Below are 19,384 nucleotides of genomic sequence, written 5' to 3'. Positions count from 1 at the left end.
GCTATCTGCTGGTACTCGGCCCACGTCGTGGGACCTTCAGGTCCTTGCCCGTGGCCTTCTTGTACTCCGCCTGCCGCTTGGGGTCCTTCAGCACATCGGTGCGGACCTTGAGGTAGTGCCGGTCACCGTCCACCGGGTACTGCACGACCTTCTCGTCCCAGGTCGCCACGTCCATGTAGGCCTTGGTGACGTCCTTCATGCCGGGGGTGTTCAGGTACTTCTTCGGTACCGGTGCCAGATAGGGGGCCATGTCGCCGATCCACAGGGACGGGTAGAACATGACGTCGTACGCCGGCTGGCCCGCCTGAAGGGGCGTGAGGATCTTCTGGTGCAGCTCACCGAAGGGGACGTTGACGACCTCGACCTTCCCGCCGGTGATGTCCTCGAACTGCTTGGCGTGCAGCTGAGTCGGCTCACCGATGACGGGAACGGCGTGGCTGATGATCTTCAGTGTCTGTCCGGAGTAGTCCTTGCGGCTGATCGCTTCGTAGCTGCAGGGTCCGGGGACGTCCTTGACCTTCGTGGCCGGGTAGTCCTTGCCGTACTTCTGGTAGCTGATCTCCGAGCCGGGCTTGAAGAGCGCGGCCTTTCCTTGGGCTTTTGCTGTTCCTGGCTCTGGGCGGTGCACGCGGTGGCGGTCAGGGCCGCGACGGCCGCGACGGCGACCAGGGCCGGGTACGGTCTGCTGCGCATGGGCTGCTCCTGCGGTGTCAGGGATCAAGATCGCTCGGCCGCGCACGGCCCGGAGTCCAGGTCGTCGAGGGCCTGCTGGAAGGAGGCGAGGGGTAGCGCTGGGTGTGCAGGGTGACCTTGCGCGGGCGGCCAGGACCATCAGCTCGGAGAGGTCGTTGTAGGACCCCACGAGGTTCCCGATGAAGTTGATCTCCGTGGAGATGACGTCGATCGTCGGAACGTGGAGGTGGCCGCCGTAGCCGATGACGTAGTAGTTGCCGTTGCGGCGCAGGCAGGCCACGCCCGTCTCGACGGCACCCCCCTCACCGACGAAGTCCAGGACGGCCTCCGCCCGTGCCCCGAGGTGAGGTCCCGCACACGGTCGGCCTCGCTTCCGTCCGCGACGAGCGTGTGGTCGGCGCCCAGTTCCTCGGCCAGCGCCAGGGCCTCCGGACTGCGGTCGATGACGATCATCTCGACCGGCGACAGGGCCCGCAGCACCTGGATCCCGATGTGCCGAGCCCGCCCGCGCCGATGACCACGGCCCTGTCACCGGGCCGCAGTACCCGGGCCGCCTTGGCGACGGCGTGGTACGCCGTGAGCCCGGCGTCGGCCAGGGCCGCCACCGAGGCCGGCTCGAGGGACGGAGCGAGCGGCACGACCGAGCGGGCGTTGGTCTTCAGGTACTCGGCGTAGCCCCCGTCGGCGTCGATGCCGGGGAAGGCCGAGTTCATGCGTGCACGTCGTCGCCGGCCCGGCAGGCGCGGCACAGACGCAAGTCACCAGCGGGTGCAGGATGACCGGGTCACCGACCTTGACGTGGTGACGGACTGCCCGACCTCCGCGACCCAGCCGGCGTTCTCGTGACCGATCGTGTACGGCAGGGTGACCCCGCTCTTGTCCTTCCACTGTCCTTCGAGGATGTGCAGATCGGTCCGGCAGACTCCGGCGCCCCCGATCTTCACGATCACATCCAGCGGACGGTGATCTGCGGGTCCGGCACGTCACGAGCACGGGCGGCTCGTCGTACTCGATGACCTGCACGGCCTTCATGGCGGCTCCTGTGGGTCGGCGGGTGGATGGTGCGCCGATTACACAGGCCGTCGCTCGCAGGTCGATGTCTCAGAAGTCGTCCGCGGATGTCTCAATGTGATACACGCCGTAGGGCCACGCCGCCGAGCTGGTCCAATCACTGCATTGAGGGAATGCGACGCGCGCAGTACGGGAGTGTTAATGCCCCGCCACCAGCCCGGAAGCTCGCTGAGAGCAGCCAGAGAGCTCTACCTGGAAGTCACCAACGATCCAAGCGCCCGGCCGCTTGTCGTGGCCTCGTGGCAGCGCTCGATGGAGCACAAGGTGCGGTCGGGCAGCCTCGATGCTCCGTACCTGAACAACCCAACCTCGACAGCCCCCTCGCCAGGGCGGCGCTGCCGATCCTGGACAGGCTGCACGAGCAGCTCGCCGACGACCCGGTGTCCATCATGATCACGGACCGGAACGGCGTGGTGCTCTCCGGAAGGTGTCCCACGAGGGGCTGACGACGAACCTCAACCGCGTGCAGCTGGCCCCGGGCCATGTGTTCGCCGAGCGCTACGTGGGCACCAACGGCATCGGGACCGCGCTGGCCAGCGGCCGTCCGGTCATGATCGCCGGAATGGAGCACTACGTCGAGGCTTTGCGGGACTTCCACTGCGCGGCCGTGCCGATCCTGCATCCACCCGGCGCACCTGCTGGGGGCCTTCAACCTCACCACCATCCGTCAGGGCTCCGACGGCATGCTGATGGCCTTCGCCCGCTCGGTCGCAGCCCAGATCGAAGGTGAAATCGCGGCGATCACCTCGCGGCGCGAGCGGGCCCTGTTCCATGACTACATGGAGGCGTGCTCCTCGGTACGTCCGGGCCCCGTGCTGGCCCTGAACCGCGATGTCGTCATGATGAACGAGCAACTCAGCACGGCGGTGACCGGGCCGGATCACTACGCGCTGCTCGACCACGCCCGCGAGATCGCCGACAGCCCCGGACGGAGGGGACGCGCAGCATCGCCCTGCCCTCCGGACGGGTCGCCGAACTCAGGGTCAGTCGCTGTCGGCGCGAGGACAGCGACGCGGGCGCCGTCTTCCGAGTCCGGCTGATCGGACGCCCGCAGCAGGGACCCGCGGTTTCCGCCGCGCCTGCCCGGTCCGACCTGGGACTGGTGGGCTCGTCCCCGCACTGGCTGCGCGCGGTCGCCGACAGCCAGGCGGCGTTCGTGGCCGGGACGTCGCTGCATCTCCTGGGCGAAGCCGGCGTCGGCAAGAGGGCGCTGGTCGAGGCCCTGCACCGGGCCCACGGCGGCGGACGCCGGCTGGAGATGACGCAGCCGCCGCTGTCCGATGCGCCTGCCGCCACCGAGGGCTGGCTGCATGACATCGGAGAGCTGCTCGCCGTGCCGTCCAACGTGCTTGTCCTGCGCGACGTTCACCTGTTGGGCGACCAGCTGCGGCAGCGACTGAGGAACCTGCTGACGCACCTGGACGGCACCGCCACCGGGCAACTGGTCCTGACCAGCCAGCCGTCGATGGTCGGCACCGATGACCAGCTCGACCAGCTCTGCGGTGCCTTGGTGGAGGTGCCGCCCTGCGCCATCGCCCGGGGACATCGAGTACCTGGCGCGGTTCTTCCTGCGCAAGTACCGGCCGAACGGTGAGAGCAGGTTCTCCCCGGATGCCCTGACCATGCTGCAGCGATGCCCCTGGCCGGAGAACGTCCGGCAGCTGGAGTCGGTGATGCGCGGACTGGCGCGGCGGCCTTCCGGCCCGATGATCCATGCGGAGGACCTCCCGCCGGAATGCCGGGTGTCCTCGCACAAGGTCCTGACCACCATCGAGGCGCTGGAACGCGATGCCATCCTGCGTGGGTTGATGGACCACAACTCCAATGTCCAGCGCACTGCCCAGGACCTTGGTATCTCCCGCGCCACGATGTACCGCAAGATGCGCCGTTACGGCATCGTCCGTCGAACCTGGCTTGACGGGCTGCCTCCGGGGCGGCGGCGAGCAGCCGTGCCTCGCTCTCCTCGTACAGCCGCCGGTTCTCGAGGCTGGCGGCGGCGCGGTGCCAGTGGTCCGGACGGCTGCCCAGCCAGCCCGCCAGGTAGCCGAACGGGACGGAGACCAGTCCGGTGGACTGCATGGGGAACAGGGCGAAGTCGGCGTCCGGGAAGACGGCGGACGGCGTGCCCGAAACGGCCTTGGAGAAGACCATCAGCACAAGCGCGCAGGCCGCGCCGCCGTAGAGGGTGGCGAGCAGGCCGGTGCGAGTGAACCCTCGCCAGAACAGGGAGTAGGTGAGCGCGGGCGTCACCGCTGATGCCCCGATGGTGGTGCCGATGAGGCTGGCGGCGACGATGCGCTTGAGGTTGCCGGGCGTTGGGGGAGCGGATGCTGCGGAGGCCATGTGCGCCACTTCCTCGTGTGCGGTGGGACACCATAGTTTTGGGTGTTGAAGTGCGCGTTTCCACCATGGAGTTGGTGTCGGGGCGTCCGTGCCCCGCGACCGTACGCCCATATTCGGCCGCGCCGCCTGGCGCAATCGCATCACACTGGTGATCGAAATCAGGTGCGGAGTGTGGCTATGATCGTGCGCAGCAAGGCCGTAGCGCAGAGGTCGTCGCGCCCACGCATCGAGCTGGAGGACGTCGGTTCGAATCCGACCGGTCTTGCGCCTACTTGATGTCGACGCGGACGCCGGGCCCCGGCGAAGACCGGTGGAGTGGTGATGACCCAGCCGACAACGCCCGTGCGCTGCCCCGCGATCGAGCACCCCGATCTGCCGCTCGCCGACCCCGAGGAGCTCGGGCCGCTGATGGCCCGCCTCGCCGACGCGCGGCCCGTTGCCGACGACGAGGCCTTTCCGCTCGGCACCCTGCGCGCCGACGGTCGGTGGACCTGTGCAAGCAGGGGCTCGGCGCCGACGGCGCCCCGGCTGCTGCCCGTCGCCACCGCCTCCCCGCACGCCGCCCATCTGCTCCTCGGCACCAACTCCCTCGGCGACAACGGAGTCCGGTCGGTCGCCGACGCCCTGGCCGCCGCGCGGGACGCCGGCGCCTCCCACGGGATCCACACCCTCTACCTCGGTTGCAACCGCATCGGCCCGGACGGCGTGACCGCCCTCGCCGCGGCACTCGCCGACGACACCACTCTCCGCGCCCTGTGGCTCAAGCGGAATCCCGTCCGGGAGACCGGTGCCCGCACTCTCGCGAGGCTGCTGCGCCGCAACACCACCCTGCGCACCCTCGATCTCGTCAACTCCGGCATCGGCCCCGCGGGCGTAGGGGTGCTCCTCGACGCCCTCCTGGACCGGGAGGCTCCGCTCGAACGGCTCTTCCTGGGCGGCAACGGCCTGACCGCCGCCGACGCACCGCTGCTCGCCGCCCTCGTCCGTGACGCCGGCGTCCGTGAGCTCTACCTGACGGCGAACCACCTCGGCGACGAGGGCACCGCCGTCCTGGCCGCTGCGACCGACCCCGCAAGGCCCGTCCGGCTCGGCCTCGGCGGCAACGGCATCGGCCCCGCGGGCGCCCGCGCCCTCGCCGACGCCCTCGACGGCATCGAAACCCTCGATCTCGGCCGGGCCATGTCCGAACGCAGCCTCGGCTCCACCGGCAACGCCACCGGCGACGACGGCGCCCGGGCCTGGCCGCCGCCCTGCCCGGCAGCCCGCTGCGCCGCCTCGAACTGCGCCACACCGGCATCACCGGCCGCGGCGCGAAGAGCCTGCTCGCCGCGCTGCCCGAGCGGCACCGCCTCGAGTACGTGGGCCTCGGCCCCGGCCTGCCCCGTCGCGTCAAGCGGTCCTTCGCCGAGCGGCTGCGCCCCGCCCGGCCGACCCACCCCGACCTGCGTGCGATCGGCAGCGTGTACCGATGAGCCGGCGTCCGCTGCCACCCGCGGCCTCTCGCCGGAGGACGCCTCCGCCTGGGCCCGCATCCGCCGCTACGCCGTCCCCGGCTGGATGATCGAACGCGCCACGCAGGCACGCCTGGCAGGTGACTGGCGGGCCGCCTGTGCCGCGGCCGCGGTGGACGTCCCGGACGACCTCGACCCGGAGCGGATCGCCGACCGGTACGGCCCCGACGTGGCAGCCCGGGTGACCGACGACCTGCGCACACCTGGCACCGGACCTGCTGCGCTGGCACCTGCCGCGCACGCTCAGCGGCCACACCACGCTCACCCCCGGCCGGCGGGTCGTCCTCGCCGCATACGGGGGCTCCGGCCCCGTCCTGTCGCTGACGAACTCCCCGATGCTGGAAGGACCGCAGCGGCTCCGGCTGCACTTGGGCCCCGCCATCGCGCCCGCGCGCGACCGGCTCCACGGCCTGACGTACGTCACCGAGGACTGGACCGCCGCCCGCCGCTTCTGGGACGTCCGCCGCACCGGCGAACTGCGCCACAGCGCGGGCCCCGCCGACTCCGGCCGTCTGCCGTTCCTCCACCCGGACGGCACCCCGCTCGCCGCCGGGGAGCTGCCCGCCGAGGACCCGGGCCCCGCCGACCCGGCCGCCCGCGCCGAGTGGGTCGCCGTCCTACAGGCCCGTGGCGCGCACATCGAGGCGTACGCCGCCGCCGGACTCGACCTCGACCTCACCCCTCCACCGCAGGGCCCGCGCTCCTACCGGCAGCTCGACGTCGCCCAGCTCATCACGTACTTCGCACCCGACCTCACCCGCATCGCCCCCGAGGTCCGTCTGCTGGAGCGCGCCGGACGCGGCACGTGTTTCCGCATCCCCGTCGACTGGCGCGGCTGCCTTCGGGTCACCCTCGCGGCCGCCGACGGGGCCCCGGCCCAGGTCGTCGGCAGGGACCGCGGCCAGGAGGAGGACGTCCCCGCCTGCCCTCGTACGCCTGGCAGCGACTGCCCGACATCGGCCTGCTGCGCGCCGGCCGGATCCGGCCCGAGGACCTGCACCGCTGGTCGCCGCCGCGCTGTTCCCGCAGGCCGGACCCGCTGCCGGCCCGCCCGGCCCGACGACGCCGCGCCGGTCCGCGTCCGCTGCGGCGGCGTGTGGCACGAGGTCGTGTCCAGGAACGGCGTGCTCGACATCCCACACCGAGCAGGAGCGGCAGCGCGAACTCGCCCTGCGCGCCTTCGGCGGCACCGTGTCCGGCTGCTTCGCCACCCAGCACGCCTGGACCAGCGGCGAGGACGGCTGCCGCGCGCCCTGCGGGACCAGCGGCGCGAGCTGTTCCAGCATGCCAGCACGGGACACCCCCGCCGTGCTGGCGCTGCTCGACGCCGGAACGGACCCGCACGTCCGCGACCGCAGAGGCGCGGCCTGCTGCACGTCCTCCATCTGCTCGACCACCGGGAACTGCTGCGCGACTGCTTGCCGCCGGGCTCGACCTGGAGGCGCAGGACAAGACGTACCGCACCCCGCTCCAGAGCGCCGTCCACTACGGCGGGTCCGCCGCCCTGGTCAGGACCTTCTCGACGCCGGCGCCAGATCGACGTGACGACGAGATGGAGCTCTCCCTCGCCCAGGTGATCCGCCGTTACCAACGGACCGACCTGATGTTCCTGCGCCGCCGCGTGCTGCAGGAGCACCCCGGCATCGGCTCCGAGTGGTGGGACGAATACATGAGCGAGCAGGACTCCGAGCCCGACTGGGACGAGGACGAAGAGCTGGCCGCACAGAACGAGACATCCACGCATGACCGGTTCCCTTCCCGTTCCCGCCGCCCGCGCGGCCGACGCCCTCAACGCCCGCATACGCGTCACCCGCACCGAACCGGCCGGCAACCCCCAACTGGAGGCCCTCGCCCTGGCCGTGACGGCGAATCAGCCCGTACTGCTGTGGGGCGAGCCCGGCATAGGCAAGTCGGCCGGCATGGAACAGCTCGCTGCCGCCCTCGGCGTGCACCTGGAGACGGTCATCGCCAGCGTCCACGAGCCGTCCGACTTCGCCGGGCTGCCGATCGTCGGCGAGGACCCGGCGGCCTCGGGCGTGCCGATGGCCCCGCCGGACTGGGCCGTCCGGCTCGCGCGCACCGGCCACGGGCTGCTGTTCTTCGACGAACTGTCCTCGGCGCCGCCGGCCGTGCAGGCAGCCCTGCTGCGAGTGGTCCTCGAACGCCGGGTCGGCAGCCTGACCCTGCCGGAGTCGGTGCGGATCGTCGCCGCCGCCAACCCGCCCTCCAGCGCCGCCGACGGCTGGCACCTCAGCCCTCCGCTCGCCAACCGCTTCGTCCACCTCGACTGGACGCACGACCCGCGCACCGTGGCCCGCGGCATGGCCGGCACCTGGCCCGAGACGGTCCTCCCGCGTGGAACCCGGCCGCGTGCCCGGCGCGGTCGCCCGCGCCCGAGGCGTGATCAGCGGCTTCCTGACCGCCCGGCCCGGCCTGGTCCACCACATGCCGAAAGAGGCCGAGGGCGCGGCCGCGCCTGGCCCTCCCCGCGCACCTGGGAGATGGCGCTGCGCCTGCTCGCCGCCGGGTACGCGTCCGGCGCCGGACGCGAGGCGCAGGCCGCCGCCGTGATGGGCGCCGTCGGCGAGGCGGCCGGCATCGAGCTGCTGTCGTACCTGGAGAACCTGGACCTGCCCGACCCCGACCGGGTGCTCGCCGACCCGTCGGCCTTCGCGCTCCCGAACGCGGCGACCGCCAGCTGGCGTTCCTCATCGCCGTGGTCGCCGCCGTGCAGAGCGAACCCACTCGCCCCGCTGGGAGGCGGGCTGGGACGTCCTCGCCAAGGCCGTGGACGCCGGAGTGCCCGACGTGGCCGCGCGAGCCGCCCGCGACCTCGCCGCGATGCGCGAGCCCGACTGGCCGATCCCGCCCGGGATCGACGCCTTCCTGGAACTGCTCCAGCTCGCCGGCGCCCTGCCGGGCGCGCGCTGACCGGCCCCATGGCTGTCACCGGGGGCCCGGCCGACGGGCTGGACCGCGCCAAGCTGCTGGCCGCGCGTTACAGAGCGGCCGAGGCACGCCGTACCTGGCCTCCGCCCTGTACGCCCTGACAGCCGTCGCTCGCGGCAGGTGCGCACCATGGCCGTCGACCGGTACTGGCGCTGCTACGTCGCACCCGACTTCGTCGAGACGACCGACGTCGAGGAACTGGCCGGGGTGTGGATCCACGAGGCGGCGCACCTCCTGCGCGACCACCACGGCCGGGCCGACCGGCTGCCCGCGGCCGACCAGCGCGACCGCCTGCGGGTCAACATCGCCCAGGACTGCGAGATCAACGACGACCTGGTCTCCGACGGGCTGCGACTGCCCGAAGGGCGTATGGAACCCCGCATGTTCGGTCTGCCCGAGGCGGACTCTTCGAGGAGTACCTGCCCGGCATTCCGGCCACGTCCCTCCACCCGGTGGACTGCGGGTCCGGCGCGCACGGCGTCCCAGTGCCCTGGGACCTGGGGGAGAAGGGCGGCGAAGGCGTGGCCGGGCTCGGCCCCGTGGAGGCCGAGGCCCTGCGCCGCCAGACCGCCCAGGCCGTCCGTGCCCACCGACGCTCCCGGGGTTCGGTGCCGGCGGGCTGGCGGCGCTGGGCGGAGGAGGTCCTGGAACCCACCGTCGACTGGCGCAAGGCGCTGACCGGCGCCGTCCGCGAGGCCGCCGCGTGGGCGGGCGGTGCGGTCGACTACACCTACCGGCGCCCCTCGCGCCGCACCCGGCCCTCGGCGGCCGGGTGGTGCTGCCCAGCCTGCGCCGACCGCTGCCACGCGTGGCGATCGTCGTCGACACCTCCGGCTCGATGGGCGAGGACGATCTCGCGGCCCGCTCGCCGAGGTGTCGGGCGTGCTGCGCGAGGTGGGCGTCGGCGGCAACCGGGTCGCCGTCCTCGCCTGCGACGCCGACGTCCACGCCGTCGCCAGGGTGACCGCCGTCGACCAGGTCGAACTGGCCGGCGGCGGCGGGACGGACATGACCGTCGGCATCCGGAATGCGCTCGCCGCACCCGAACCGCCGAACATCGTCGTCGTGCTCACCGACGGGTACACCCCGTGGCCCCGGAACCTGTCTCCTGCCGCCTGATCGTCGCCCTGATCGGTGAGGACGCCCCTCAGCCCCCCGACTGGGCCGAGACCGTACGGATCACCCCGACCCGCTGACTGCGCCCTTCGTACGTACGGAGCCGCCTGGAACTGCGCCGACGAGCGGTCAGCCGTCGGCAGCGACCGTCGGGCAGAGGTGAGGGCACGCAGGTCGGCGAGTACCTGCGCGTCCGTTCCTTCCAGGGCGGACAGTGCGCTGCCCCATCGGCTCAGGGCCGCCCGTTCGTCCCGAGTGCTCTCAGGACGTGCCCGAACTCGTACTCGGCGAGGCCCCGACCGTAGGAGTCGCCGCGCGTGGCGGCTTCCTGGAGCAGCGCCGTGCACACTTCCCCGGCTTCTCCGAGCCGGCCCAGCGCCCGCAGGGCCTGGGCCTGGCCCAGGCGCGTCTCCCGCTCCGCGTTCCAGTGCGCCCCGTCGGCCGCCATGACGCGCAGCGCCTCTTCGAAGCTCTGCAGGGCCCGGGCGGGCTCGCCGAGACCCAGGTGGGTGCGGCCCATGTTGCACAGGGCGACCTGCTCGATCACGGCGCTGCCGGCCTCCCGGGCACGTTCCCTGCTGCGCAGGTGGTACGAGAGGGCCGAGCGCAGGTCGGTGAGTTCGGCCACGTACCCCTGGTGCCCGAGGAGCATCGCTTCCTCGCCGGGTGCGAGGTGGTCGGGGCGCAGGGCGAGACACCGTGCCAGCGTTGCTCGGGCATCAGCGTCCTGGTCGAGTTCGCGCAGCAGCGCGGCCCGGTTGCCGAGGTGACACATCCGGGCCACGTCGTCGGCGAGGTGCTCGCTGAGCTCCACGGCTTCGTCCAGAAGCAGCAGTGCCTGTCGGACGTGTCCGGCCGAGTAGTACGCGGAGGCGAGGTGGCCCAGCGCCCGGCCTTCGGCGCGGGTGTTGCCGCTGGACCTGGCAAGGGTGATGGCGTGCCGCGTCAGCCGTTCGAGATCCTGCACCCGGCCGCGGTCGTGCAGGTAGGGGAACAAGGCATTGATCAGCTCCAGGGTGCGGGTCGGGCCAGGCGTCCGTGCGCACCGGAGCCGGCCAGGACCAGCAGGTTCGGCGCTTCCGCGGCACCCCAGGCGAGTGCCGCCGCCGTATCGGCGAAGACCGTGCCGGTCCGGCCCCCGGCGTGCTCGGGCGCTCGCCCGGTCCCCGGCCGCAGGGCCGCGGCGCAGTGTGCGAGCCGTTCCTGGTACCAGCGCAGGGACCGTTCGACGGCATCGGCGTTCCGGGCCTGCTCACCCGGCCGGCCGGCGAGTTCCCGGGCGAAGTCGCGGATCAGGTCGTGCGGGGCGTAGCGGCCCCAGCCCACTTCCTGGAGCAGCGCCACCTCCGCAAGACGGTCCAGGGTCCTCTCGGCGCTGCGCTCCGTGCAGTCCATGGCGGTGGCCATCAGCGGTGCCCCGTACTCGGGCAGGTCCAGCGCACCGATGAGGACCAGGGCCGCGGCGGCGTCACCGTCGCGCGGATCGTCCGAGCCCAGGAGCGCCTCATGGGCCGCCATCAGGGATCGGCGCACGCTGAGGTCCTCCAGTTCGAGATGGTCCAGGCGGTCCTCCTGCCGGGCGAGGCGTTCGACCAATTTCTCCACCGGAAGGGTTCGCCGGCTCCTCAGACGGGCTGCGGAGACCTGCAGCGCCAGGGGCAGGTGGCCGCACAGAGCCACGAGCCGGGCGACCGGTTCGGCGTCGGACGCGGCCCAGGACCGGCCTGAGGCCTGCTCCAGCAGGAGGGCGCTGTCCGGCGGTGAGAGCGGTTCGAGCCGGACATGCGTGGCGGCTCCCAGGGTGGCCAGCGGCCGTCTGCTGGTCAGCAGTACGGCGCAGCCGGCGCCGGCCGGCAGCAGCGGACGTATCTGGCTCACCGAGGCCGCGTCGTCGAGGACGAGCAGCGTGCGGGTGGGGGCGAGCGCGGAGCGCAGCAGGGCGGAGGCGGCCTCCACATCGCACGGGATCCGCCGGGTGTCCACCCGAGGCCGTGCAGGAGAACGGCGAGGGCGTCGGCGGGTTCGAGGGGGGCCACGCCGGGTGGGCTCCGTGGAGGTTGAGATACAGCTGGCCGTCGGGGAACGCATGCCGGAGCTGTTCCGCGATGTGCAGGGCGAGGCCCGTCTTGCCCACGCCCGGCATTCCGCTGATCACGGCGAGTGCAGTGCGGCTGCGACCGGATTCCAGCTCCGTACGGATCTCGGCCATGTGCTCGGCACGGCCGACGAACTCACCGGGCGGCGCGGGAAGCTGCGCCAGCCGCGGGGCGTCCCCGCCGACGGGGGCCGCGGGCCGGCCGCCGGAGCGGCGGGTGATGCGCGGTGCGGGACGGCCGCGCTGCGGAGCAGCACCTCCCGGTGGGCTTCCTGGACGGCGGGCCGGGCTCCACCCCGAGTTCTTCGACCAGGCTCCGGCGCAGCGACCGGAAGAGTGCCAGCGCTTCGGCCCGGCGGTCCGTGCGGCCGAGGACGAGCATCAGCTGGCGGTGCAGCGTCTCCCGGAACGGATGCTCCTTGACCAGGACGCCCAGTTCGGCGGCGAGCCCGTCGAGGCGGTCGAGGTGCAGGAGAGCCTCGAAGCGGCATTCGAGCGCCTGCAACCGCTGCTCCTGGAGGAACGTCGCCACGGGGTGGCCGGCGACGGCGGGCACATCGGCGAACGGTGCGCCGCGCCACAGCGCCAGGGCGGCACCGGCGTCCCGCTCCACCACCTCCCAGTCCTCCCGGTTGCGGGCCTCCTGCGCTCGGCGTACCCGCTGTTCGAACACGTCACGGTCCAACTCACCCTCGCCGACGTGCATTTCGAGCCCGTGAGGCATGGTGCGCAGCCGTGTGCCGTCGGCGTCGTGGGGCTTCGCCGCAGCCGGGCGACGTGGTTGTGCAGCGAGGCGGTGGCCGTCGGCGGTGGCTCCTCGCCCCACAACACCCCACACCGTGTCCAGCGGCACCGTGCGGTTCGGTTCCAGCAGCAGTACGGCGAGCAACGAGCGGGGTTTCGATCCGCCGAGGGCGACGGCCACGCCGTCGTCGTCGATGGTCGTCAGCGATCCCAGTACTGCGAACCTCACCGGCCCTCCCGCGTCGGACGCCGAACACCGAACGTCCGGCGTCCGGCATCGATCGAAGAACATCATCTTCGTTCAGTAACGGGCCGGGTTCAACGTCACATCACCGCCGTTGGCGGGTGTTGGTGGCCGGTTAGGGGTGGTCGGCACGATGCGTGTCCCGCAGGCCGAGAGAGGGTTGGTGCACATGTCGACACGCCGGACACGGAGGACGCTGCTGGGCGTGACAGCGATCGCAGCGGCAGGATCGGCCCTGCTGACGACGCCTGCGGCCGCGGCCGGCGGCACGGTGACCGCTGCTGAGACGCGGGAGTCCCGGCACGCTGCCACCCAGGCCGCCATGGACGCTGCCGTCGCCGCGGGCGTACCGGGTGTCGTGGCCGAAGCACGCGACACCCGCGGGGATGGAAGGGCACCTCGGGCGTCGCCGACCTCTCCACACAGCAGCCCCGCGGCAACGGCGACCGGTTCCGCGCGGGAAGCGTCACCAAGACGCTGGTGGCGACCGTCCTGCTCCAGCTCCAGGCGGAAGGGAAGGCCGATCTCGATGCCACGGTCGACCACTACCTCCCCGGCCTGGTGCGGGGAACGGTCACGACGGCACGAAGATCACCGTCCGTCAGCTGATGAACCACACCAGCGGCATCTTCAACTTCACCGAGGACGCCGCGTTCTCGAAGAAGGTGCTGGGCATCGAGTTCCTCGAGTCCCGCTACGACGACTGGACTCCACAGCAGGTCATCGCCCTCGCCCTGCAGAACCCGCCCCAGTTCGAACCCGGCACCTCCTGGAAGTACTCCAACACCAACTACCTCCTGCTGGGGCTGATCATCGAGAAGCTGACCGGCAGGCCCTACGCCGAGGAGATCGAGCGGCGCATCACCAGGCCGCTCGCGATGCGCGCCACGTACTTCCCCGGCACCGACCCGCATGTCCCCGCCCCACCCGGCACTACTCCACCTTCACGGAGGACCCGGGGAAGACCTACGACGTGACCGAACTCAACCCGTCCTGGGCCTGGGCGGCGGGCGAGATGGTCACCAACTCCGCCGACCTCAACCGCTTCTACACCGCCCTCTTCGGCGGCAGGCTGCTGCGCCCCGCCCAGCTCCGGCAGATGACGACCACGGTCTCGACCGAGGGCAACCTGCCGCGCCAGCGTTACGGCCTGGGCCTCATCGAGTACGAGACGACCTGCGGGATCAAGGTCTGGGGCCACTCCGGCGGTATCCACGGCTCCTCGACACAGGCCTTCGGCACCAAGGACGGGCGGCACATGATCGCTCTGAACTTCAACGGCGACTGGGTCGGTGGCGGCAAGAACGTCGTCTCGGCCGAGTTCTGCCCGCCCGAACCCGCAACGGCGTCACCGTCACCGACCTCCGTGGACAGAACACCTAGCCCCACCTCGAACGGAGCTCGTCGCGCAGCCGCCGGGCGACTTGGCCCATGAGGGCGTCGGCGCCAGGCTGTCGGCCGGCGGCCACCCGCGACTCGGTCAGGACGGCTATCGCGTAGATCTGGCCGTCGGCGTGTTCGACGACGCCCACCTCGTGGCGCAGGTTGAGCAGCATGCCGGTCTTGGACGACCAGGTGGAGGCGTCGGAGTCGAAGTCCGGGGCGAGGCGGTTGCGCACGAGGTTGTTGGCCATGAAGCCGCGTACCCGTGCCGCGACGTCGGGGTGGATCGCCGAGGGCATCGTCGGGGGCTCGGCGCTCTCGGTTCCGGGCCGCGACCGCCAGAGGGCCTGAAGGAGGTCGACGAAGGCCCGTGCCGTCCCGGTGTTGGCGCGCGAGATGTCGAGCTGCGGCACCCGGTGGCCGCGCCCCGGGGTGCCGGCGTCGATCGCGAGGGCGTGCGCGAGGTGCACGTCCGCCGGGTCGAAACGCTCCACCGGGGTTTCCATCAGCTCGCGCATGGTGTGCCGGACTGCGATGCCGCGCAGCCTCAACTCGTGCAGCACCGCCCCGACCCGGTCGGGCGGCGTGAGTTCGAAGAGAGCGTCGGCGGCGCTGTTGTCGCTGATGCAGAGGGTGAGGTAGAGCAGGTCCTCCACTGCGATGTGGGCGGCGTGACGGAACCGGCTCAGGCCGGTCGGACCGGCAGTGGTGATGCGCCCCGGCGGCACCTCGATCACCGTGGCGCCGTCGAGTTCCCCGCGCCGGATGCGTTCCAGCGTCACCAGGGCGAGCGGGATCTTCACCAGGGACGCGACGGGCAACTCGATGTCGGGGTCGATACCGATCTCGTCACCCGTCTCCAGGTCCCGGACGAGGAACGAGCCGTACAGCCCGCCGTCGCGCAGGGCCCGGCGCAGATCCCCGAGCAGTCTCTCGGTACTGGTGGTCATGCGGCTGCCTCCGAGCGCTCCGTGGCGCCGAGGCACCGGCTGATACCGTCCGCGCACGCCCGGCGTACGCGGACGGCGTCGACGTCCGCCTCATCCGCCACGGCCAGGGAGAACCCCGCGCGAAGCCGGGGCCCAGCTCGCCGACGGGCCGCCAGTGGAAGCGGAGTTCGCGGGCCTGCGCGGCCGAGCACAGCAGTGCGTCGCCCTGACTGAGCACGTCCGCCGCGGCGGCCACGGCCGGTGCGACGGCCAGCTGGGCCGGGAGCAGCCCGACGGCGTCGCGCAGCCGGGCGAGACGGTCCCGGACGTGCGGCACGTCGTCCTCCGGCTGGAGCCACACACGCCGGGGCCGCTGGTCGCGGTCGGCCGGCCGGGGCGCAGGGTGTCCAGATAGATCGGCCCGCCGCCCGGGGCGTGCGCGACCGCCAGGCCCAGCGGCACCATCCAGGTCGCCTCGGTGGGAGCCACCGCGAGCAGCGCCGCGCGCACCTGCCGGGACGTGACGAGGTCGGCCGCTCGGCCGGCCCGGCGGGAAACGGGTCGAGGAGGACGTGCTGCTCGTGCGCCTGGGCGATGAGGCGGGCGAGGGCACCGGTCGGGCAGAGGGCGGGTACGGCGAGCCGTAGCGGCCGACGTCGCGCGGCCTCCGCCTCGTGCTCGAACCGGTCGGCGAGCCGCACGAGTTGCTTCGCCGTCGGCAGCATGTCCCGGCCGAAGGGCGTCAGCGTCACCGCCGCGAGGACCGGTCGAGCAGCCGCTCGCCGAGGCGTTGTTCCAGCGCGGCGACGCGGCGGCTCACCACGGACTGGGCCGTCCGGGCCGCCGCCGCGCCCACCGTGAAGCTGCCGTGCTCGCTCACACTGACGAACGCCCGGCATGCCGCGACAAGATCCATGAGCCCAACTATGCCAAAACAGCATGGAGTCGAACGTCCGCGTCTTGGACCTCGGCACCTCACTGGCCGGAGAGTGGTCGACGCCCAGGGCTTTCCCCGGGCTCGCAGGTTCCCCATGTCATTCGACGGCTCGGAGGTCCATTCCATGACGCATCCGCTTCGCATCCGCCGGGCGCCGCCTGGGTGGCGGCCGGACTGCTCGCGCTCGCCGCACTTCCGGCGTGCGGTCAGCACACCGCGTCCGGGGCCGGCTCACCCGCCGGCGCGGCGCGGTCCGCATCACCGGCGGCGGGCACGAAGCCCACCACTGCCGAGTTCCGGGCACTGGAGCGGGAGTTCGACGCGCGGCTCGGTGTCTACGCCCTGGACACCGCACGGGCCGGTCGGTCGGCCACCGGGCGGACGACCGGTTCGCGTACGCCTCCACGTTCAAGGCGCTGGCGGCGGGTGCCGTCCTCCGCAAGTACGGGACGGACGGCATCGACAAGGTGGTGAGGTACTCGCGCGACGACCTGGTCGAGAACTCGCCCGTGTCCGAGAACTTCGTAGAGACCGGCATGAGCCTGCGGGGGCTGTGTGCCGCCACCCTCTGGTACAGCGACAACACGGCGGTCAACCTGCTCCTCGACGAACTCGGCGGGCCCGACGGCCTGGAGAAGGTGCTGGAGGAGTTCGGCGACGACGTCACCGAGATGGACCGGTACGAGACGGAGATGAGCGAGGGCACACCGGGTGACATCCGCGACACGAGCACCCCGCGAGCGATGGCGGGGAGCCTGCGGGCGTTCCTGCTCGGTGACGCCCTGAAGCGGGACGAACGCGAGCTTCTGCGGCAGTGGATGACGACGAACATGACCGGCCGGACGCTCATCAGGGCGGGCGTCCCGACGACTGGGACGTGGCCGACAAGAGCGGCACCGCCGGATACGGGGGACGCAACAACATCGCCGTGGTGTGGCCCGACGACGGCGGCAACCCCATCGTCATGGCGGTCCTGTCCACCCGTGACAAGAAGGACGCCGAGCGCCGCGACGCCCTGCTCGCCAAGGCCGCCACCGTGGCGGTCGAGGGCCTCGGCCGCTAGCTTGATGTCCGCACGAAGGCCGTGGGGATGAGCCGATGTCCGCCGCATGGCTGTCGGCCACTACTTCGTGCGCAGCATGAGGGCGTGGCGGGTGTTGTCCCCGTAGACGCCGCTCTCGTCCCGCGGATGCCGTACCACTCCTGGAATCGGGCTACGGCCTGCCGACTTCCGCGTCGTAGTGGCCGTCGACGGCGCCGCCGTCGTAGATGCCCGGGATCTGCAGCAGACGCACCTGCAACTCGTACACCCCGTGGCCGCTGTCCGCCTCGCGCAGCACGCCGGTGCCCGGGATCTGGGGAGCGCGGAACTGCCGGGAAGCGGCGGTCCGGTTGCTCCATGGATGCGGGGGGTTCCGCCGGTGCGGTGTGCTCGTTGTCGAGCAGGGCCGCGCCGACGATCAATCCGCTCACGGTGCCCAGTCCGAGGGCTCCGGCGACACGGATGCGCCGGCGGTCGATGAAGCGACCAGATCCTCGGCGTCGTCGGAGTCCTCCGCTTCCTTGCCGCTCGGGCGCGCGGACGACTTGCGGGGACACGGGCGCGTCGGAGGGCGGGGCGACGAGCGGGGCCGGAGGCGCATCCCACGGTTGCGGGATGGCGGAGCGGGGAGTGTCCGCAGGTGGGCCGGTTCTGCGGTCCGCAGCTGGTCGCGTGCCGCGTGACCACAGCGGCCCTGCACGACTTCCTGCGGAATCCGGCGCAGGTGACCGGCAACAGCGCTGTCCTCGGCCGTGTCGCCGAGGCGACGGTGCTGCTGGTCCAGCGTGCGCAGGTCGGTCCGTGCGGCGTCCAAGGCGTCCAGAACGGCCTGGAAGGAGTCCCGGATTTCCTGCGCGGGACCGCCCCGGACGTGCGGCCATGCCGCGGTTCGGCGTCGGGGATTCCCATCGGCAGTCCTCCTCGGCGACATCCGTCGTGAAGCGATACGCACTCCGCGCAGCGTTGTCTCAACCCGCCACCCGCGCACCCGCACGTCTGTGCGGCACCTTGGTGCCGTGCCGGCGCCGGGCGTTCAGCCGGCCGGAGCCGACAGGTGGATGAGGATGCCGCACACCTCGTCCGATCTCCCGGGCCTCCTCTCGTCCGCGCAGTCGCCCAGCTCGCGCGCAGCCCTCCGATGACGGTGGTCAGCACTCTCACCCGAACCCGGCCGACACGTCGCTTCTCGTCCACCTCCAGGAGCCGGGCGTTGCGCTGTACCCAGGCGCGGTCCCACTGGCGGCGCAGCGCGTCGAAGCCGGCGGGCCGTCGTCCTCCACGAGGAGCATGGCGAGGCGCCGACTGTTCCAGGCACCCTCCAGGTAGGCCCTGGCTCCGCGACGAAGAGGGCGATGGGATCGTCCACGCCACGGTCACGCTCGGCGGCCAGCGTGGCCGCGGTCCGGCGCTCCTGCTCCTCCCGGAACTCCTCCCAGAGGGCGAGATACAGGCCGCGCTTTCCGCCGTAGTGCTGGAAGAGGCTGCCCAGCGGGATGTGGGAACGTGTCGCGATCTCATTGAGACCGGCTCGGTGTAACCGCGCTCGTGAACACCTCCAGGGCGGCGCTCAGCAGGGCGTGCCGCACGGAGCCGTCCGCTCGGCGTCCGCTTCCGGCAGGCGCGACTTCGCCTGTCCGTCCGGGTGCTGACGCGGCGTCTGCGTCCCGGTCGTCTCCACGATTCCGCTCACTGGTTCTCCGTCTTCCCTGTCCCCGTCGCGGATGGCGAGGGCGACCAGCAGTTCCAGGAGGTCGGCGATCCGGCGCGGATTGCGCCCGGTACGTTCCTCGATCCGGCGCAGCCTGTAGTGCGCCGTGTTGTGGTGCACCGCAGCCGGTCGGCGGCCAGCCGCAGGTTGAGATCCGCCTCCGCGAAGGCCCGTATGGTGGCGGCCAGCGGATCGCCACGTCTTCGGTCCTCCTCCAGCAGCGCACGCACACGGGGATCGACCAACTGGCGGCGAGGTCGTCGGCACGCAGCGCAAGGTAGTCGAAGGGGACAGGCGCGGCAGTGCCGCCACCCCGCCCCACTCGGCACGAGGTCGAGTGCGGCCCGGGCCTCCTCGTAGGCGCGCGGCAGTTCGCCGGCGCCTGGCGACGGTGCTGATGCCCATGGCGAGCATGGTCCCCTCCCGCGCGAGCCGCCGCTGCACGGCCCCGAAGTGCGCACAGATGTCCTCCGGGTCCATGCCGGTGCGCACCACGGGCACGGCCACCACCTGGCCATGGCGGACGACGACCAGGGTCCGGCCGGCCCAGGGCCCGGCGACGCTGAGGGACGCGCTGGTCGCGTAGCCGTGCTCGGCGGAGGTGAGGTCGCCGGTGCGG

The 19,384-nt window shown here is 72.2% G+C and carries 21 protein-coding genes and 6 pseudogenes; 17 read left to right on the top strand and 10 right to left on the bottom strand.

Annotated elements, in window-relative coordinates:
* Window position 1: 1 nt before the first annotated feature.
* The 3 genes from StrepF001_RS47020 to StrepF001_RS47010 form a co-directional block, all read right to left on the bottom strand.
* Window positions 2–973 (bottom strand): extracellular solute-binding protein, encoded by a 972-nt coding sequence (locus StrepF001_RS47020; RefSeq protein ID WP_240797235.1) that lies wholly within the window; start codon window positions 971–973, stop codon window positions 2–4.
* A gap of 169 nt (window positions 974–1,142) precedes the next feature.
* On the bottom strand, window positions 1,143–1,406 hold the full coding sequence (locus StrepF001_RS47015; protein ID WP_240797234.1) for a hypothetical protein: 264 nt from the start codon (window positions 1,404–1,406) through the stop codon (window positions 1,143–1,145).
* A 45-nt stretch (window positions 1,407–1,451) separates the two neighbouring features.
* The gene (locus tag StrepF001_RS47010; protein ID WP_240797233.1) at window positions 1,452–1,637 is read right to left on the bottom strand and encodes an alcohol dehydrogenase catalytic domain-containing protein; all 186 of its coding nucleotides are present in this window, start codon (window positions 1,635–1,637) and stop codon (window positions 1,452–1,454) included.
* A 366-nt stretch (window positions 1,638–2,003) separates the two neighbouring features.
* On the opposite strand from StrepF001_RS47010, the gene StrepF001_RS47005 reads away from it, so the two are divergent.
* The 11 genes and pseudogenes from StrepF001_RS47005 to StrepF001_RS46975 all read left to right on the top strand — a co-directional run bounded on the left by StrepF001_RS47005 (window position 2,004) and on the right by StrepF001_RS46975 (window position 9,686).
* Complete coding sequence (locus StrepF001_RS47005; protein ID WP_240797232.1) at window positions 2,004–2,210, top strand: hypothetical protein; 207 nt, start codon at window positions 2,004–2,006, stop codon at window positions 2,208–2,210.
* Entirely contained in the window at window positions 2,192–2,494 is a 303-nt protein-coding gene (locus tag StrepF001_RS49955) for a GAF domain-containing protein (protein ID WP_346656894.1), read from the top strand. Before StrepF001_RS47005 ends, StrepF001_RS49955 begins: the two co-directional genes overlap by 19 nt.
* Entirely contained in the window at window positions 2,454–2,804 is a 351-nt protein-coding gene (locus StrepF001_RS47000; protein WP_240797231.1) for a hypothetical protein, read from the top strand. The genes StrepF001_RS49955 and StrepF001_RS47000 overlap by 41 nt, the downstream gene beginning before the upstream one ends.
* A 62-nt stretch (window positions 2,805–2,866) precedes the next feature.
* Window positions 2,867–3,358 (top strand): hypothetical protein, encoded by a 492-nt coding sequence (locus StrepF001_RS46995; protein ID WP_240797230.1) that lies wholly within the window; start codon window positions 2,867–2,869, stop codon window positions 3,356–3,358.
* On the top strand, window positions 3,243–3,974 hold the full coding sequence (locus StrepF001_RS49950; RefSeq protein ID WP_346656893.1) for a helix-turn-helix domain-containing protein: 732 nt from the start codon (window positions 3,243–3,245) through the stop codon (window positions 3,972–3,974). Before StrepF001_RS46995 ends, StrepF001_RS49950 begins: the two co-directional genes overlap by 116 nt.
* A 325-nt stretch (window positions 3,975–4,299) precedes the next feature.
* Window positions 4,300–4,372 (top strand): annotated as a pseudogene (locus StrepF001_RS45380).
* A 1,581-nt stretch (window positions 4,373–5,953) separates the two neighbouring features.
* Window positions 5,954–7,195 carry a hypothetical protein gene (locus StrepF001_RS00900; RefSeq protein ID WP_206306749.1) on the top strand — a complete coding sequence of 414 codons (1,242 nt, stop codon included), beginning with the start codon at window positions 5,954–5,956 and terminating at the stop codon, window positions 7,193–7,195.
* 165 nt (window positions 7,196–7,360) lie between these two features.
* A pseudogene (locus tag StrepF001_RS00895) lies at window positions 7,361–8,549 on the top strand (AAA family ATPase).
* A gap of 147 nt (window positions 8,550–8,696) precedes the next feature.
* A pseudogene (locus tag StrepF001_RS46985) lies at window positions 8,697–8,879 on the top strand (hypothetical protein); the annotation flags it as partial.
* Window positions 8,880–9,019: 140 nt separating this feature from the next.
* A pseudogene (locus StrepF001_RS46980) lies at window positions 9,020–9,262 on the top strand (hypothetical protein); the annotation flags it as partial.
* Between the two features lie 187 nt (window positions 9,263–9,449).
* Window positions 9,450–9,686 (top strand): VWA-like domain-containing protein, encoded by a 237-nt coding sequence (locus tag StrepF001_RS46975; RefSeq protein WP_240797229.1) that lies wholly within the window; start codon window positions 9,450–9,452, stop codon window positions 9,684–9,686.
* Between the two features lie 229 nt (window positions 9,687–9,915).
* On the opposite strand, the gene StrepF001_RS00885 is transcribed toward StrepF001_RS46975, so the two are convergent.
* From StrepF001_RS00885 to StrepF001_RS00875, 3 genes are all read right to left on the bottom strand, one after another.
* The gene (locus StrepF001_RS00885) at window positions 9,916–10,680 is read right to left on the bottom strand and encodes a hypothetical protein (RefSeq protein ID WP_129796401.1); all 765 of its coding nucleotides are present in this window, start codon (window positions 10,678–10,680) and stop codon (window positions 9,916–9,918) included.
* An 8-nt stretch (window positions 10,681–10,688) separates the two neighbouring features.
* Window positions 10,689–11,666, bottom strand: a complete 978-nt coding sequence (locus StrepF001_RS00880) for an NB-ARC domain-containing protein (protein WP_165396124.1) — start codon at window positions 11,664–11,666, stop codon at window positions 10,689–10,691.
* 248 nt (window positions 11,667–11,914) lie between these two features.
* A complete protein-coding gene (locus tag StrepF001_RS00875) occupies window positions 11,915–12,751 on the bottom strand; it encodes an AfsR/SARP family transcriptional regulator (RefSeq protein WP_165396123.1) in 837 nt (278 codons plus the stop codon).
* Between the two features lie 184 nt (window positions 12,752–12,935).
* Here StrepF001_RS00875 and StrepF001_RS00870 point away from each other — a divergent pair.
* A pseudogene (locus StrepF001_RS00870) lies at window positions 12,936–14,201 on the top strand (serine hydrolase domain-containing protein).
* Here StrepF001_RS00870 and StrepF001_RS00865 read toward each other — a convergent pair.
* A complete protein-coding gene (locus tag StrepF001_RS00865) occupies window positions 14,146–15,099 on the bottom strand; it encodes a serine hydrolase (protein ID WP_129796398.1) in 954 nt (317 codons plus the stop codon). The pseudogene StrepF001_RS00870 and the gene StrepF001_RS00865 overlap by 56 nt on opposite strands.
* A gap of 154 nt (window positions 15,100–15,253) precedes the next feature.
* Here StrepF001_RS00865 and StrepF001_RS49945 point away from each other — a divergent pair, with 154 nt between their 5' ends.
* A complete protein-coding gene (locus tag StrepF001_RS49945; RefSeq protein WP_346656892.1) occupies window positions 15,254–15,493 on the top strand; it encodes a hypothetical protein in 240 nt (79 codons plus the stop codon).
* 333 nt (window positions 15,494–15,826) lie between these two features.
* Here the strand turns inward: StrepF001_RS49945 and StrepF001_RS49940 are convergent, their stop codons facing one another.
* On the bottom strand, window positions 15,827–15,994 hold the full coding sequence (locus StrepF001_RS49940) for a LysR family transcriptional regulator (RefSeq protein ID WP_346656891.1): 168 nt from the start codon (window positions 15,992–15,994) through the stop codon (window positions 15,827–15,829).
* Between the two features lie 221 nt (window positions 15,995–16,215).
* Between StrepF001_RS49940 and StrepF001_RS00855 the strand changes: the two are divergent.
* Window positions 16,216–16,824, top strand: a pseudogene (locus StrepF001_RS00855) (serine hydrolase); the annotation flags it as partial.
* 5 nt (window positions 16,825–16,829) lie between these two features.
* A complete protein-coding gene (locus StrepF001_RS49935; RefSeq protein WP_346656909.1) occupies window positions 16,830–17,078 on the top strand; it encodes a hypothetical protein in 249 nt (82 codons plus the stop codon).
* Window positions 17,079–17,229: 151 nt separating this feature from the next.
* On the opposite strand, the gene StrepF001_RS49335 is transcribed toward StrepF001_RS49935, so the two are convergent.
* Window positions 17,230–17,355 carry a hypothetical protein gene (locus tag StrepF001_RS49335; protein WP_276322791.1) on the bottom strand — a complete coding sequence of 42 codons (126 nt, stop codon included), beginning with the start codon at window positions 17,353–17,355 and terminating at the stop codon, window positions 17,230–17,232.
* 381 nt (window positions 17,356–17,736) lie between these two features.
* Here StrepF001_RS49335 and StrepF001_RS00850 point away from each other — a divergent pair, with 381 nt between their 5' ends.
* A complete protein-coding gene (locus StrepF001_RS00850; RefSeq protein WP_129796397.1) occupies window positions 17,737–17,997 on the top strand; it encodes a hypothetical protein in 261 nt (86 codons plus the stop codon).
* A gap of 627 nt (window positions 17,998–18,624) precedes the next feature.
* Here the strand turns inward: StrepF001_RS00850 and StrepF001_RS45375 are convergent.
* Window positions 18,625–18,885 (bottom strand): helix-turn-helix domain-containing protein, encoded by a 261-nt coding sequence (locus tag StrepF001_RS45375; protein ID WP_165396122.1) that lies wholly within the window; start codon window positions 18,883–18,885, stop codon window positions 18,625–18,627.
* A gap of 283 nt (window positions 18,886–19,168) precedes the next feature.
* On the opposite strand from StrepF001_RS45375, the gene StrepF001_RS45370 reads away from it, so the two are divergent.
* On the top strand, window positions 19,169–19,351 hold the full coding sequence (locus StrepF001_RS45370) for a hypothetical protein (RefSeq protein WP_165396121.1): 183 nt from the start codon (window positions 19,169–19,171) through the stop codon (window positions 19,349–19,351).
* The last annotated feature ends 33 nt before the right edge of the window (window positions 19,352–19,384 follow it).

The sequence above is a fragment of the Streptomyces sp. F001 genome (genome assembly GCF_004187715.1).
Taxonomy (GTDB): Bacteria; Actinomycetota; Actinomycetes; order Streptomycetales; family Streptomycetaceae; genus Streptomyces; species Streptomyces flavusporus.
Note: the sequence above shows the minus strand (reverse complement) of the source record. Positions and strands in the feature narration are given on the sequence as shown.